The sequence below is a fragment of the Janthinobacterium sp. P210006 genome (genome assembly GCF_036231885.1).
Taxonomy (GTDB): domain Bacteria; phylum Pseudomonadota; class Gammaproteobacteria; order Burkholderiales; family Burkholderiaceae_D; genus Janthinobacterium; species Janthinobacterium violaceinigrum.
Genome location: NZ_JAZARD010000001.1, coordinates 1,833,703 through 1,850,693 on the forward strand (window position 1 = coordinate 1,833,703; position 16,991 = coordinate 1,850,693).

The 16,991-nt window shown below is 66.7% G+C and carries 4 protein-coding genes; 3 read left to right on the forward strand and 1 reads right to left on the reverse strand.

Features of this window, described 5'->3' with window-relative positions:
- Positions 1 to 22: 22 nt before the first annotated feature.
- A complete protein-coding gene (locus tag VPH41_RS08240; protein ID WP_152259387.1) occupies positions 23 to 652 on the forward strand; it encodes a LysE family translocator in 630 nt (209 codons plus the stop codon).
- On the opposite strand, the gene VPH41_RS08245 is transcribed toward VPH41_RS08240, so the two are convergent.
- On the reverse strand, positions 615 to 1,364 hold the full coding sequence (locus VPH41_RS08245) for a YceI family protein (RefSeq protein WP_328569551.1): 750 nt from the start codon (positions 1,362 to 1,364) through the stop codon (positions 615 to 617). The genes VPH41_RS08240 and VPH41_RS08245 overlap by 38 nt on opposite strands.
- 607 nt (positions 1,365 to 1,971) lie before the next feature.
- On the opposite strand from VPH41_RS08245, the gene VPH41_RS08250 reads away from it, so the two are divergent.
- Positions 1,972 to 13,632 (forward strand): hypothetical protein, encoded by an 11,661-nt coding sequence (locus VPH41_RS08250; protein ID WP_328569552.1) that lies wholly within the window; start codon positions 1,972 to 1,974, stop codon positions 13,630 to 13,632.
- A 52-nt stretch (positions 13,633 to 13,684) separates the two neighbouring features.
- Positions 13,685 to 16,990, forward strand: a complete 3,306-nt coding sequence (locus VPH41_RS08255) for a hypothetical protein (RefSeq protein WP_328569553.1) — start codon at positions 13,685 to 13,687, stop codon at positions 16,988 to 16,990.
- Position 16,991 lies beyond the last annotated feature (1 nt).

Consider the following 16,991-nt stretch of genomic DNA (forward strand, 5'->3'; position numbering starts at 1 on the left):
GCCTTTTGCCTGCGAGTCTTCCATGCTCAGTCCCGACCAGTTCCTGGCCTTCCTGGCCGCCGCCGTCCTCATTACCGCCAGTCCCGGCCCCGACAACCTGATGGTGCTGGGCGTGGGCATGTCGCGCGGGCGCCGCCAGGGCATGGCATTCGGCCTGGGCTGCGCCCTCGGCTGCCTCACGCACACGGTGCTGGCGACCATCGGCGTGTCGGCCCTGCTGGCCGCCTCGCCCGCCGCCTTTACCACGCTGAAAGTGGCTGGCGGCCTGTACCTGGTGTGGCTGGGCATCGGCGCCTTGCGCAGCCGCGGCGGCGCCAAGGTCGATGGCGCGGCGGCCTTGCCCGACGAATCGCTGCTGCGCCTGTTCGGCAAGGGCTTGTTTGCCAACAGTATCAATCCGAAAGTCGTGCTGTTCTTCCTCTCGTTCCTGCCGCAGTTCATCGTCGCGGGCCAGGGCAACGCCAGCTGGCAGACGGCGCAGCTGGGCCTGGTCTTCACGGCGCAGGCTTGCGTGCTGTTCGGCCTGCTCGGCTATTTTTCCGGCGCCGTGGGCCTGTGGCTGAACCGCCGCCCGCGCGCCGGCCTGTGGCTGGACCGCGTAGCCGGCACCATCTTCATCGGCCTGGGCTTGCGCCTGATCCTGGCGCGCTGATCTCTTGCCGGGCGGTAATGCGGAACGCCAGTTCCATCTGGTCCTGCACGGCCATGGCGCCGCCCAGCACGGCGAAGGGCACGATGCCGAAATCGCTCTGTTTTAACAGCAGGCTGCCGCTGGCCTGCAGGCTCCGCCCGTCGGCCGCCGTCTCGATCCGCACGGGCAGCTGCACGGTGCGCGTCACGCCATGCAGGGTGATGTCCGCGTCGAGCACTTCGCCGTCGCCAGTGAGCCGGGCGTCGATACGCCGGGCGTCGATACGTACCCACGGATAGCGTTCGGCCTCCAGCACGCGCACCAGCATGTTGTGGCGCGTGCCCGCGATGGCGTCCGGCGACGGCGTCGTCGTCAGTCCCGCCGCCTGGCGCAGGCTAGCTTCATCCACACTCATCTCGTCGAGCCGGAACTGGAATTGCGCGCGTCCCGGCGCGGGTGCCACGACGCCCTGCAGGGTACGGCTGGCGATCACGTGGTCATGCCCCAGGCGGGCCAGCGCACCGCCGCGCCGCACGGTGATGGTCAGCAGGGATTCCTGCGGGGCGATGTGCAGGATGCGCACGCCCGGCTGCTGCCACGGCGGCGCCTGCATGGCTGGCGTCGCTACGGGCGCCGCCGGGAGCGAGGCAGCGGGCGGCGGGGCAAACGGGCTGCAGGCCGCGAGCAAGGCGCAGGCGCAGGCCAGCAGCAGGCGGCGATGGACATGGGGCATCAATGAGGACTCCTGGCAAAGGGATGGCACGGTAGTGGCGCAGGGCGCGATGGGGCGATAGTAAGCGATCCGGGCACCGGTGCGATAGCCGCGACGCCTGCGCGTCCGTTTTGCAGGACCAATTTCCCCTGCCGCCTGCCCTGTCTTGCAGGGAAATGGACGTGCATGCCGTGAAATTGGTATCAAGAACAGGCGCCGGAAAAAGAATATGCGGCGTGAATATGCGGCGGCGCAGGAGCAAATGGGGAATTTGCCGCGCAGGCAGGGAAAAGACGTATTTCAATAAATACTGTTAATTGGCATTAATAATTTCTTTTGGGAAACAAACTACGCGTTTGATAGTTTCGCATGATTATGTAAATGATAATTTAAATATTATGTCGAGCTAATCAGTATGCAGTAAAAAATAGAATGTCAGCGTGACTACACGATTAATTTGAGGAATGTGTTGCGAAATATCAACGAGATAATTTAATTTCATTGTTGGAAACAAAAAAAGCACTGTTGTCGTACGCTTGAACTGTTACTTGTTCATATAATCATGACAAATAAATGTCATTTTTATATTGTCCTGCATCTTGCAGCGGTACATTTCTTAGCGAACAACATGATCAAAACACACCAGGAAACGGCAGGCCGTTCCGGCCGCCATGCAGCTTTTTCGTCCGCCGGGCGCTATCTGGGCATGCTGGCCGCGCTTGCCGGCCGCAGCCGCTTGCGGCATCTTTCCAAGTGTCATGTTGTGCCGCTGGCGCTCGCTTCCCTGCTGCTGGGCGCCGCAGCGCCCGCCGCCGCACAGGTGTTGTGGGAGGATTACCGCGGCATCGAGCGGGTGCCGGCCAATCCGCCCGCGCCCAATTACAACAACGGCTTCAACGCGGGCAGCACGGGCCGGCTCGCCAGCCTGGCGGCGCTGGCCGCCAATCCCGCCGCCAACGCGGCGCGCACGGGCACCTCGGCGCAGCTGGACTGGGCCAATGGCACGGCCGCCAATCCCGGGCAGCTATGCAACTTCGATACGCAGCAGACGTCGCCTGCCTGCCGGGCCTGGATCATGGGCCGCGTGATGTACACGCTGGTGGTGTTTCCGCAGGCGGGCAATTACAAATTCAGCGTCGCGCACGACGATGACGTGAAGGTGGATTTCTCGACCCAGTATTCGACCAATTACCGCAATACCGTGTACAACGTGGCCGTGGGCAGCGTGGCCGAATATTCGAATAATGAAACGGATTTCCAGAATTTGGCCGGCAATTTCAATAGCGCCACGCCCGGCGGCTGTTATCTGGCCCGCGTCCTGTGGAATAACGTGGGCGGCATCAATTATCTGCACATGCGCTGGACGCGTCCCGACAATGTGACGGAAATTATTCCCGCTGCACAATTGCGCGACCCCAGCCTGGCCAGCTCCTATGCCGACTGTACCAATAGCAAGACGGACCTGGCCGTCAGCAAGGTGGGCCCGGCGCAGTTTTCCGTCGGCAAGCCCCTGAGCTACACCATGAAAGTGTGGAACCGCGGTCCGGCCCTCAGCGCGGGCGCCACCTTCAGCGACGTGCTACCCGCCAGCCTGAGCAATGTCAGCTGGACCTGCGCCGCCAGCGGCAGCGCTTCCTGCGGCACGAAAACCTCGGGTTCGGGCAGCAACAATGTGAGCATTACCATGGGCAACCTGCCCGTGAATGGCGCCGTCAGCGATCCCACCGCGGGCTCCTACCTGACGGTGACGATCACGGCCACGCCGGGCGACGCCGCCAGCATCGTGAATACGGCCAATGTGACCGTTTCGCCCAACGAAACGGATAGCGATCTGAGCAACAACAGCAGCAGCACCACGGCCACCGTCAAAACGAATACCTTGACGGTGCTCAAGGTGCTGGCGCCGGCCAGCGACAGCGGCCTGTTCATCATGAATGCCAACGGCACGGCGGGCGTGCAGGGCGGCAACGGCGCCACGGCCAGCGCCGTGGTACGCGTGGGCAACCTCGCGACGTTTGCGGAAAACGCGGGCACGGCCACCGTGCTGGCCCAGTACCAGAGCAGCTACAGCTGCGTGCGTACGGATACGGCGGCCGTCATTTCCAGCGGCGCGGCCAACGGGGGCAACTTCACCATGCCCGAGGCGCCCGTCACGTGTACTATCAGCAACCGCCGCCTGCAGGCGGACATGCAAGCCGTCACGACGGTGCCGGCCGGTCCCTACAATGCCGGTTCGCCCGTGACGGTGACGGGCGTGTGCACGAACAACGGTCCCGACAGCGCGGCCGCGCCCACCTGCGTGATGAGCGGCTTGCCCGCCGGCGCCACGGCCACCTGCAGCGCGCCCGTGTCGCCGTTCATTCCCGGTTCGCGCATCAATTGCAGTTCCACCTTCAACCTGCCCGCCAGCGGCAGCCTGACGATCACCACCACGGCCGGCGCGAGCACGCTGGACCCCATCCCCGCAAACAACGTCGACAGCGACAGCCTGGGCATCGTCAGCCCGCTCGTGCGCGTGCAAAAAAGCGTCGACAAGACCAGCGCCTTCATCGGCGACACCGTGCAGTGGACCTTGACGGCGAACAATACCGGCACGGGCGCCACCACGGCCATCCTGACCCTGACCGATACCTTGCCGGCCAACCTGGCCAGCATCGTCGTCACGCCCACGGCGCCCGCCACCTGCGCGCCGCTGGCCGGCAACACGCTCAGCTGCAGTGTGCCGGCCGGCCTGGCGCCGGGCGCCAGTGCCGTGGTCAGCCTCACCGGCGTGCCGACGGCGGCCGGCAATTTCGTCAACAGCGTGGCGCCGTCCGGCGGCAATGGCGCCAGCTGCGCCACGGCGGGCGCCTGCCAGACCACCACCGTGGTCAGCAAGGCGCTGGTGGACGTTACCACCACCCTGAACGGCTTTCCCGGCTCGACGAATGCGGGCGATGCCATCAGCGGCACGGTTACCTACCGCAACATGGGACCGGGCGCGGCGGAAAACGTCACATACACGCTGCAATTGCCGCCTGGCTTGACGGGCGTGTCCGTCGGCGGCGTGACGGGTGTGTACAACGCGGGCACGGGTTTCATCGTCCTGTCGGGCCTGCCGCCGAACCTGGCGGCCGGGCAGGGCGTCACCTTCAATCTCAGCTATACGCAGCCGCCCACGAACACCTCGTTTGTCACCAGCGTGATCGGCACCACCTCCGTCGAAGTGGCCAACGACTTGCCGAATACGGCCACCGTGATGGTGCCGGGGCCGAACGTGCGCGTCACCAAGGTGGCCGACAAGCTGACGGCCAACGTGGGCGAGAACATCACGTGGACGATCACGGCCAGCAATACGGGCAATATCGCCAACCAGGGCGTCGTGAGCCTGGCCGATCTGCTGCCGCCCAACCTGGCCGTCACCAGCGTGCTTCCCGGTCCCGGCGTGAACTGTCCGCCGCTGGCGGCCTGGGTGGCGTCGAGTACCCAGACCTGCACCATCGCCGCCGGCCAGCTGGCGGCCCTGAACGGCAGCCGCAGCGTCACCATCACGGCGCACGCGACGGCGGGCGGCAGCCTGGCCAACCGCATCATGCCGACCGGCCCCGATAATCCATCCTGCGCCACGGCGGAAAATTGCCGCACGGTCACCACGATCACCAGCCCCAAGGTGGCGGTGACGAAATCCGTCGACCACGCCAGCATCAATATCGGCGCCAGCCTGAGCTGGAGCGTCACGGCGACCAATAACGGCGACGGCGCGAGCACCGCGCCCATCACCCTGACCGATACCTTGCCGGCCAACCTGCTGAACCTGAACGTGGCGCTGGTCGGCAGCGCCACCTGCGCCGCGCCGGTGGGCAATATCCTCACCTGCACGGTGCCGGCCGGCCTGGCCGCGAACGGCGGCAGCGCCGGTTTCATCGTCACGGCCCAGCCTGCCGCGGCGGGCACCTACAACAACAGCGTCGTGCCGTCCGGCGCCGACAACCCGGCCTGCGCCACGCCTGCCGCCTGCGCCACCACCAGCACGGTGACCAGCCCCAGCGTGGCCGTGACGAAAGGCGTCGACAGGACCACCGTCAACCTCGGCGACACCATCACGTGGACCCTGAAAGCCATCAACAGCGGCAGCGGCCCCACGAACGGCCCGATCACCCTGACCGACACCTTGCCCGCCAACGTGGGCGCGCTGCAGATCCTGCCCGTGGCGCCCGCCAGTTGCGGCGTGCCCGCCGGCAATACGCTGACGTGCACCGTGCCGCCAGGGCTGGCCAGCGGCATGCAGGCAACGGTGACCATCAAGGCCGTGGCAAATGCGGCCGGCACGGTGGCCAACAGCCTCGTGCCAAGCGGCATCGACAATCCCGCCTGCGCCACGCCGGCCAATTGCCAGACCACCACCACCGTCACCAGCCCGAACGTGGCCGTGAAAAAGACCGTCGACAAGGCCAGCATCAACGTGGGCGACACGCTCACGTGGACCTTAACGGTGAGCAATAGCGGCACGGGCGCCAGCACGGGCGCCGTCACCTTGGCCGATACCTTGCCGGCCGGGCTGACGAACGTCGTCGTCAGCCCGCAGGCGCCCGCCACCTGCGCGCCCGTGGCGGGCCAGAACCTCGCATGCAGCGTGCCGGCCGGCCTGGCCCCCGGCGCCTCGGCGAAAATCGTCGTCAGCGCGACGGTCACCGTGGCTGGCGCCGCCGTCAACAGCGTGCTGCCATCGGGTCCCGACACTCCCGCCTGCGTGCTGCCCGGCGATTGCGGCACCACCACCACGGTGGTCAAGCTGCTCGTCGACGTCACCACCACCCTGAACAATTTCCCGCCGAATACCCTGGCGGGCGACATGATTTCCGGCACCGTCACCTATGCCAACGTGGGACCGGGCCCCGCCGAAGGCGTCACGTACACCCTGCAACTGACGCCCGGCCTGAGCAACGTCGTCCTGACGGGCGCCGCCGGCAGCTACAATTCCGCCACGGGCGTCGTCACCCTCAGCGGCTTGCCCGTGGGCCTGGCGAATGGCCAGAGTACCAGTTTCAACGTCAGCTACACGCAACCGGCCGACAACCTGTCGATGGTGACGTCGACCATCGCCACCACCTCGGTGGAAGTGGCGAACCACTTGCCGAACACGGCCACGGCAACCGTGCCCGGCCCCATCATCCGCGTGACGAAACTGGCCGACAAGACGACGGCCAACGTGGGCGAGACGATTACCTGGACCATCACGGCCACGAATACGGGCAGCCTGGCCAACCTGGGCGTGGTGACGCTGACCGACATCCTGCCCGCCAACGTGGCGGTGCTGTCCGTCACGCCGGGCGCGGGCGTGAACTGTCCGCCGCTGGCCAGCTGGCTGGCCAACAGCGCGCAAGCGTGTACCGTCGCGCCAGGCCAGCTGGCCGCCGTGAATGGCAGCCGCAGCATCGCCATCACGGCCCGGGGCACGGCCGGCGGCAGCCTGGGCAACAAAGTGCTGCCGAGCGGACCCGATAATCCCGCCTGCGCCCAGGCCGCTTCGTGCCAGACGGCCACCACCATCCTCAGCCCGCAGGTGGCCGTGCGTAAAACCGTCGACAGGAGCAACATCAACGTGGGCGAGGCGCTGACGTGGACGATCGCCGTGGCCAATACGGGCACGGGCGCGACCATGGGCATCGTCACCCTGACGGACACCTTGCCGGCCAACCTGACCCTGTGGCAAGTGCTGCCCGCGTCGCCCGCCACGTGCGCGGTGCCGAACGGTAACCAGCTCGTGTGTTCCATTCCCGCCGGCATGGCGGCAGGCGCCACGCTCAATATCGTCGTCAAGGGCGTGGCCAATGGGGCCGGGGCCTATGTCAATACGGTGGTGCCGAGCGGCCCCGACAATCCTGTTTGCCCGCAGCCCGGCGATTGCAGCACCACCAGCACGGCCGTGAAACTGCTGGTCGACGTGACCACCACCCTGAACGGTTTCCCCGGCAGCACGCATGCGGGCGACACGATTGCGGGCACCGTCAATTTCAGCAATATCGGCCCCGGGCCGGCCGAAGGCGTGACGTACAGCCTGCAACTGGCGCCCGGCCTGGCCGGCGTCAATCTCGGCGGCGTGACGGGCAGCTACAACGGCGGCTCCGGCCTGGTGACCTTCAGCGGCGTGCCGGCCACCCTGGCGGCGGGGCAGGGCTTCAGCTTCCAGCTCAGCTACATCCAGCCGGCCAGCAACCTGTCGACCGTGGTCAGCCGCATCGCCACGACATCGGTGGAAGTGCCGAACGACCAGCCCAACGTGGCCACCGTCACGATGCCCGGCTCCATCATTCGCGTCAGCAAGACGGCCAACAAGGCCGTGGCAAATGTCGGCGAGGAAATTATCTGGACGATTACGGCCAGCAACACGGGCAGCCTGGCCAACCAGGGCGCCGTCATTTTGACGGACTTGCTGCCAGCCAATATCGTCGTGACGAATGTGGCGCCCGACAGCGGCGTCACCTGTCCGCCGCTGGCCAGCTGGGTGGCCAACAGCAGCCAGAGCTGCAGCGTGGCCATCGGCCAGCTGGCGGCCGGCAATGGCCAGCGCCAGATCGTGCTGACCGGCAAGGCGAGCGCGGGCGGCAACCTGGCCAACCATGTCATGCCGAGCGGCCCGGACAATCCAGCCTGCTTCCAGGCCAACAGCTGCCAGACGCAGACCACCATCACCAGCCCCAGCCTGGCGCTGAGCAAGAGTGTCGACAAGCTGGCGCTGAACATCGGCGACAGCCTGACGTGGACGGTCACCCTGGCCAACAGCGGCACGGGCGCCAGCACGGCCGTCGCCACCCTCACCGACACCTTGCCGGCAGGCCTGGCAAATATCGTCGTCACGCCTGCCGCGCCCGTCACCTGCGCGCCGCTGGCCGGCAACGTCCTCACGTGCAGCGTGCCGGCCGGCCTGGCCGCCGGCGGCAATGCCACGCTGCAAGTGACGGCGCGGGCCGCCGTCGCTGGCAGTCTCGTCAACGGCGTCAGCGCCAGCGGCACGGATAACCCCGTCTGCCTGCAGGCGGGCGATTGCAGCACCACCAGCACCGTCAGCGCGCCCTTGCTGAACGCCAGCAAGACTGTCGACAAGACGGCTGCCAACGTGGGCGATACCCTGACGTGGACCTTGACCTTGCGTAATAGCGGCAGCGGTCCCAGCACGGCCATCGCCACCCTGGCCGATACCTTGCCTGCGGGCCTGGCGAACGTGCTGGTGACGCCGACGGCGCCCGTCACTTGCGCCGCGCCGGCGGGCAATGTCGTCAACTGCAGCGTGCCGGCCGGCCTGGCCGCCGGCGCCAGCGCCACCGTCAAGCTGAGCGCCACGGCAACCCTGTCGGGCAGCCTCGTCAATACGCTGCTGCCGGGCGGGCCGGACAACCCCGCGTGCGCCGTGCCCGGTGATTGCCAGACCACCACGGTGGTGTCGAAACTGCTGGTCGACGTGACCACCACCCTCAACGGCTTTCCCGCCAGCAGCAATGCGGGCGACGCCATCCGCGGGGTGGTGACGTTTGCCAATGTGGGCCCTGGCGTGGCGGAAACGATGAGCTACAGCCTGCAGCTGGAAGCGGGCCTGGGCGGCGTGTCCCTCAGCCCCGTCAGCGGCGCGCTCGGCATCAGCGGCGTCTACAACAGCGCCACGGGCATGTACGTGCTGAGCGGCTTGCCGGCCACCCTGATCGCGGGCCAGAGCGCCAGCTTCAATTTGTTCTACACCCAGCCGGCCAGCAACAGCTCGCGCATTACCAGCGTGGTGGGTACCAGTTCCACGGAAATCGTCAACGACTTGCCGAATACGGCGACGACGAACTTGCCGGGCCCCGTGATTCGCGCCAGCAAGACGGTCGACAAGGTGAACGCGGCCGTGGGCGATATCCTGACCTGGAGCATCACGGCCACGAATACGGGCAACTTGCCGAATCAAAATGCCGTCGTCATCGCCGACGTGCTGCCCGCCAATATCGTCGTGCTCAGCGTGACGCCCGATGGGGGCGTGAGCTGTCCGCCGGCCGCCAGCTGGACGGCAGGCAGCGTGCAGTCATGCACGATTGCGGCAGGTCAATTGGCCGCCGGCAATGGCAGCCGCAAGGTCGTCATCACGGGCCGGGGTTCGGCGGGCGGCAGCCTGTCGAACCGCGTCGTGCCCAGCGGCGGCGACAACCCCGCCTGCGATACGGCCGGCGCCTGCCAGGCCACGACGACCCTCGTCGCGCCGCAAGTGACGGTGCGCAAGAGCGTCGACAAGAGCAATGCCAGCGTGGGCGACTTGCTGACCTGGACCATTACCGCCAGCAATGGCGGCACGGGCGCGACCAAGTCCGCCATCGTGCTGACCGACAACCTGCCGGCGGGCGTCAGCGGCGTGCAAGTGCTGTCCACGCAGCTGGCCACCTGCGCACCCGTGGCGGGCAATATCGTCACGTGCAGCGTGACGGCCGGCCTGGCGCCGGGCGGACAGGCGCAAGTGGTGCTGCGGGCCACGGCCAGCGCGGCCGGCGTGCTGCAGAACACGGTGTTGCCAAGCGGCCCGGACAATCCTGTCTGCGCGCAGGCGGCGGACTGCAGCACCACCACCACGGCCATCAAGCTGCTGGTCGACGTGACCACCACCCTGAACGGTTTCCCCGGCACCACCAGTGCCGGCGACCAGATCAACGGCATCGTCAGCTACAGCAACGTGGGTCCCGGCACGGCCGAGAACGTGACGTACAGCCTGAAACTGGCGCAAGGCCTGATGGGCGTGACCTTGAGCGGCGCGGCCGGCAGCTATGACGCCGTCAGCGGCATGCTGACGGTGACGGGCTTGCCCGCCAGCCTGGCGGCCAACGAACTGCACAGCTTTGGCCTGTCGTATATCCAGCCGGCCAGCAACGTGTCGACCATCGTAAGCATCATCGCCACCAGCTCGACGGAAGTGCAGTATGACTTGCCGAACACGGCCACGGTGACCATGCCGGGTCCCGTGATCCGCGTCACGAAGGCAGCCAACATCGGCAATGCCAACGTGGGCGACAGCATCATCTGGACCATTACCGCCATCAACAGCGGCGGCGTGGCCAACCTGGGCGTGGTGACCCTGGCGGACATCCTGCCGCCAAACCTGACGGTGCTGGCGGTCAACGCCGATGCGGGCGTGACTTGCCCGCCGCTGGCGAACTGGGTGGCGAACAGCGTGCAAAGCTGCAGCATTGCTGTTGGTCAGTTGGCTATCGGCAATGGCACGCGCAGCGTGCGCGTGACGGCCACGGGCACGCTGGAAGGCGTGCTGTCGAACCGCGTGATGCCGAGCGGCCCCGACAACCCCGCCTGCGCGCAGGCGAACAGCTGCGAATCGAGCATCGTGCTGACGGGACCCAAAGTGGCCGTGCGGAAAAGCGTCAACCGCGCCAGCGCCAATGTGGGGGACACCGTCGTGTGGACGATTACGGCCAGCAATACGGGCACCGGCCCCACGCGCGCCGTCATGACCCTGGTCGACACCTTGCCGGCCGGCCTGACGAATGTGGTGCTCACACCCGTGCGCGCCACTTGCGCGCCCGTGGCCGGCAATGTGCTGACCTGCAGCGTGCCTGCGGGCCTGATCGGCAATGGCGGCGAAGCCAGCGTGGAAGTGTCGGCCACCGTCACCCAGGCGGGCACGGCCCTCAACCGCGTCGTGCCGTCCGGCCCCGATGCGCCGCTGTGCCTGGCGCCGGCCGATTGCCAGACCAGCACCAATGTCACCAGCCCCAGCGTGATGGTGAAGAAAGTGGCGGACAAGGCCAATGCCAGCATCGGCGACACCGTCAGCTGGACCATCACCGCCACCAACCGCGGCAGCGGCGCCACCACGGCCGCCATCACCTTGACGGACGACCTGGCCGCCAGCCTGGCCGAGATCGTCGTCACGCCGGCCGCGCCCACCACGTGCGCGCCGCTGGCGGCGAACAAACTGGTGTGCACGGTGCCGGCCGGCCTGGCGCCGAACGCCGTGGCCGCCGTCACGGTGAGCGCGAAAGTGGCGGCCAGCGGCACCCTGAGCAACACCATCGTACCCGCCGGTCCCGACTTGCCGCGTTGTGCGCAGGCATCTGATTGCACGGCCGTCACGGAGGTGGCGAATCCCGCCATCGGGGCTGCGCTGGGCGTGGGCAAGGTGACCCAGCTGTCGGCCAAGGTCTTCACCGTGCCGTACACGGTGGTGATCCGCAACGTGGGCAAGGGCGCGGCGCAAAACGTGCAGGCGCTCGACAGCCTGCGCGCCGCCTTTCCCGAACCTGTCGCGTGCCGCATCGTCGCGCCGCCTGCCGCGCCCGCCATTGGCGGCAGCCGGCAGCTGGCCGTCAACCCGGGCTTTACAGGCGGTTGCGGCGGCAGCGACTTGCGCTTGCTGAGCGGTGATGCGGCCCTGGGCGAGGGCGAGTTGAGCGTCATTACGTTCACCGTGGAAATCACGGTGCAGGATACGACTTTGCCGCAGTACAACAACAGCGTGTTTGCCAGCGCGCTGGCCGGCACTGTCGCCAACGGGGGCGGCGCCATCAGCGTGCCGCCCGCCCCGGCGGCTGGCGTGATCGCCGCCAACCCCACGTACACGCCCCCCGTGGGCAGCCTCGTGTTCGATGCGTCCAACAATAGCGGCAGCCATGCGGGCGCCGCGGCCACGGCAGCGGACGTGGCGGCGCTGGCGGACAAGGTCGACCCTAACCGCAATGGCAATGCCTCGGATACCGTGGGCGGCGTCGCCTTCACGGGCGAAGACACGCCCACGCCCGTGGTGTTGCTGCGGCAAGTAGTCGATGTCATCAAGGCAGTGTCGGCGCAGCAACAAGTCGATGCCAGCAAGTTCGAGATCAGCTACACGGTGCAGGCGGCCAACCGCTATCCTGCCGGCTATCCGACCTCGACCATGGTGCAGGTGGCGGAAAACCTGCGCGCCGTCTTCCCCACGGCCACCAGCGTCGCCCTCAAGCCGGGCAGCCTGGCCGTCACGGCGCGCCCCGCCAGCGCCACGGCTTGCGTCGCCAATCCCGACTTCAACGGCGCCACCGTGTTTGGCTTGCTCAATGGCATGGGTGACTTGCAGCCGCAGGAAAGCTGCAACATCGTCTTCACGGTGCTGGTCGACTTCGGCAGCGTGGCGGCGATCCCCACCGTGGCGCAGCTGAACCAGGTATATGCGAGCACCATGCCGGGCTCGGAAACAGGCGGCCGCAATATCGGCCACAGCTACAGCGGTGCCAATGGGGGCAATACGCCGGTGGCGCCTGCCAGCGTGCTGGCCCTGGCCAGCTCGGCCGACACCCTGCTGCTGCCGGCCACGCCAGGCGCCACGCCGCCCAGCTTTACGCCCGTGGTGTTCAACACGAAGGACAAGCCGATGCTGTTGATCAGCAAGAGCGTCAACAAGACCCAGGCCGAGATCGGCGACAGCCTGCAATACACGATCGAGGTGAAGAACACGGGCGTGGCGACGGCATTCGGCGTCAGCGTGCTCGACAAACTGCCGGCCGGCTTCCGCTACATCGACGGCACCACCACGCGCAACAATGTGGTGCAGCCCGATCCCTCCGGCAAGCCGGGGCCACAGCTGAGCTTTAAGCTGGAATCGCTGGCGCCGAACGCCAGCGTCAGCTTCCGCTACCGCCTGCGCGTTGGCGTCGGTTCGCTGCAGGGCGACGGCATCAACCGGGCCCAGGCAACGACCACCAACGGCCCGCCGTCGAACGAGGCGCGCGCGAAAGTGAAGGTGACGGGCGGCGTGTTCACGACGGATGCCTGCATCGCCGGCAAGGTGTTTGTGGACTGCAACAACAACCACGTGCAGGACGGCGAGGAACTGGGCATCCCGGGCGTGCGGCTGTACATGGAGGATGGCACGAACTTCACCACGGACGTGGAAGGCAAGTACAGCTATTGCGGCATCACGCCGAACAGCCATGTGATCAAGGTCGACGGCGCAACGTTGCCGCGCGGCAGCCGCATGATGGAAGCGTCGAACCGCAACCTGGGCGATCCGCACAGCCTGTTCCTCGATACCAAGAACGGCGAGCTGCTGCGCGCCGACTTCATCGAGGGTTCGTGCTCGAATCCCGTGCTCGAGCAAGTCAAGGCGCGCCGTGCCCAGGGCGAGGTGCGCAGCGTGGAAAGGGAGGGCGGCAAGGGAGGGGGCCTGAGCTTCAGCAGCCAGCCGGCCGCCGCGCCGGCCCAGGCGACGGACAGCGCCAACCAGCCTGTCGTCGCGCCCCGCCTGCCCACGCCAGCCGCTGTGCCAGCCACGGCGCCAGCCGCAGGAGGCAGCCATGTGCAATAAGCCTCTGTCACCTTACTTGCCGCTTGCCAATGCCGCCAAAGAGAAACAAGCCATGAAGAGAACTCTCCCCGCGCCCCGGCGCATGGCCGCCGCGCTGGCCCTGCTGGCCTTGCCGGCGGCCAGCCTGGCGCAACTGCCCTTGCCGGACAGTGCGTCAGGCTCCGCCGTGGCGGCGCCATCCTTCCTTGCCGGCAAGGTGGGCGCCACCGATTACGCCATCAACCGTGGCGTGGCGCGCATTGCCGTCGAGACGGACGGGAACGGCGTGCCGGCCGATGGCCAGAGCCCCGTCAAGGTGACGGTGAGCCTCTTTGATGAACAGGGCAAGCCCTTGGCGGGCACGGCGTTATTGACCATCGAGGCCAGCGGCGGGCGCATCCTGCTGCCCGGGGCCCGCACGGACGAGCTGGGCCCCGAGCGCCGCGACGCCGACAAGGTCACGCCCGGCACGCAGCTGACGGTGGAGAATGGCGAAGCGGTCTTCAGCCTGCTGGCCCCCGCCACGCCGCAGGACGTGCTGCTGCGCGTGTCGGCCGGCAGTGTGGCGGCGCAGGGCACGATCAGTTTTCTGCCGGAATTGCGCGACATGCTGGCCGTGGGCTTGATCGACGGCATCATCAGCAAGCGCAGCCTGTCCAGCGATGCCATTGCACCGTCGCGTTTCAATGACGGTTTCGAGCGCGACATCCAGCGCTGGAGCCGGGCGTTCAACAATGGCAAGGCCAATGTGGCGGGTCGGGCAGCGATGTTTTTGAAAGGCACCATCCGTGGCGACGCCTTGCTGACGGCCGCCTACGATTCGGACAAGGACACGCGCGCGCGCCTCTTGCGCGATGTCAATCCGGAAGAGTTTTATCCCGTCTACGGCGACAGTTCCGTGCGCAATTTCGACGCCCGCTCCAGCGACCGTTTATATGTGCGCATCGACCGGCAAAAAAGCTATGTGCTGTATGGCGACTTTGCCACGGGCGACGGCTTCAGCCAGATGACGGGCGGCGGCGCCGTGGCGAACTTGCAGCAGAGAAAACTGGGCCAGTACAACCGCACGGCCACGGGCGGGCGCGGCCATTACGAACAGGATGGCATCGTCGCCAATGCGTTTGCCATCAACGATAGCCTGAAGCAGGTGGTCGAGGAATACCGGGCGAACGGCACGTCGGGACCGTTCGCCGTGCGCAACAACAACGCCATCGAAAACTCGGAAAAGATCGAGATCGTCGTGCGCGACAAGAACCAGAACGGCAATATCGTGCAAGCCACGCAGCTGCGCCGTTTCGAGGATTACAGCTTCGAGCCGTTCAGCGGGCGCATCCTGTTCAAGCAGGCGATCCCCGCGCTGACGCCGAATGGCGACCCGCAATCGATACGCATCAGCTACGAGGTGGACCAGGGCGGCGAGAAATTCTGGACCCTGGGCGTGGATGGGCAGGTGCAGCTGGGCAAGATGATCTCGCTCGGCGGCTCGGCCGTGGAAGACAAGAATCCCTTGTCGCCATACAAATTGCATAGTGCCAACGCGGGCTTGCGCCTCGGCGAGCACAGCCTGCTCGTGCTGGAAGTGGCGCGCACCACGTCCACCAGCTACAGCGCGGGCGGCAATATCTACACGACGCCGTCGGGCCAGGCGGGCGAGTTGCGCGATGAAGTGAGCGGCAATGCGGCGCGGGTCGAGTTGCAGCACAAGGATGACAAGCTGGAAGCGAAAGCGTTCTGGAACCGTTCCGACAAGGATTTCAACAACACGGCGGCCGGCATCACGGGCGGGCGGGGCGAGGCGGGCGTGAAGGCGGGCTACAAGCTCAGTCCCGCCATCACCGTGTATGGCGAGGCCATCCGCAGCGACGAGCGCAGCACGGACGCGCGCCGCGATGCGCAGCGCCTGGGCGTGGCGTGGAATGCCAGCGAGCGCTGGCTGCTCGACGTGTCCATCCAGCACATGAAGGAGAGCGGCGGCATGCCGTCGACGGCCGGCATCGCGCCGAATACCTCGCCGCTGGGCACGGGCTTGAATCCCACGGGCGGCTTCTTCGGCAACGGCACGGCCAACACGGCCATCGACCCTGTCACGGGCGGCAGCATCACCACGTTTGCGCCCATCAATCCCGGCGCAGGGACGGGCGCGACGGTGCCGCTGGACGCCACCACCGTGCGCCTGGGCGCGCAGTACAAGGCCACGGACCGCTGGATCCTGAATGGCGACGTGGAAAAAAGCATAGCCGACGCGGACCAGCACCGCTACGGCCTGGGCGCGCAATACCAGCTGGCCGAACGCAGCCGGCTGTACGCGCGCTATGAAAACCAGACGGGGCTGGCGTCCGCGTATTCGCTCAATCCGGCCGACCGCAGCACCAGCTTTGTCGCCGGCGCCGATACGGGCTACATGCCGGGCGGCACCGTGTTTGGCGAGTACCGCATGCGCGACGCCATCGATTACAGCCTCAGCAATCAGCGCGACTTGCAGCTGGCGTCCGGCTTGCGCAACACGTGGAACCTGGGCGAAGGGCTGGCGGCCAACACGAATGTGGAATATCTGAAAGTCATGAACGGCCAGCAACAGCAAGCCGTGGCCGTGGCGGCAGGCTTCGACTATGCCGTCAATCCCCTGTGGCGGGGCTCCGTCAAGCTCGAGTACCGGCGCCTGTTCGACAGCGACATCGCGCCGGGCAACCAGCGCCAGGATCAGTGGCTCAATACGATTGCCTGGGCGCGCAAGCTGAGCCGCGACTGGACTTTGCTTGCACGCAATTACTTGCTGTACACGCGCAATAACGACGACGCCAGCGGCGCGCCTGTCGGCAATGTGCTGCAGGACCGGGCGCAACTGGGCTTTGCGTGGCGCCCCGTGGACGACAACCGTTTTAACGGCCTGGCCCGCTACGAGTACAAGACCGTGCGCGACCAGTCGCAGATCGATGGCGACAACTACCGCGCGCATATCGTTTCCACGCACCTCGACTACCACCCCAGCCGTCCGTGGTGGTTCACGGGCAGGGTCGCCGCCAAGCACAACAATGACAAGAACTTGCCCGCCGGGCAAGAGAAATACACGGCGTGGCTGTTTTCCGGGCGCACCGTGTATGACATCAGCAAGAACTGGGACATCGGTGTGCTGGCGGCCGTGATGGGCAGCCCGCAAGGGGGCAGCCGCCAGTGGGCCAATGGCGTCGAAGTCGGTTATCTGCTGGCGCAAAACCTGTGGCTGTCGGCCGGCCACAACTGGTCGGGCTTTTCCGACCGCGACCTGACGGGCGCCGACTACACGGCGCGCGGCCCGTATTTGCGCCTGCGCTTCAAGTTCGATGAAAACCTGTTCAAAGGCAAAGACGCCACCATCAACCGTACCCTGGCCCGGCCATGAA

Bases quoted from the DNA above. Each gene is read 5' to 3' on its own strand.
- VPH41_RS08240 (WP_152259387.1), top strand. From the start codon at position 23: ATGCTCAGTCCCGACCAGTTCCTGGCCTTCCTGGCCGCCGCCGTCCTC.
- VPH41_RS08245 (WP_328569551.1), bottom strand. From the start codon at position 1,364: ATGCCCCATGTCCATCGCCGCCTGCTGCTGGCCTGCGCCTGCGCCTTG.
- VPH41_RS08250 (WP_328569552.1), top strand. From the start codon at position 1,972: ATGATCAAAACACACCAGGAAACGGCAGGCCGTTCCGGCCGCCATGCA.
- VPH41_RS08255 (WP_328569553.1), top strand. From the start codon at position 13,685: ATGAAGAGAACTCTCCCCGCGCCCCGGCGCATGGCCGCCGCGCTGGCC.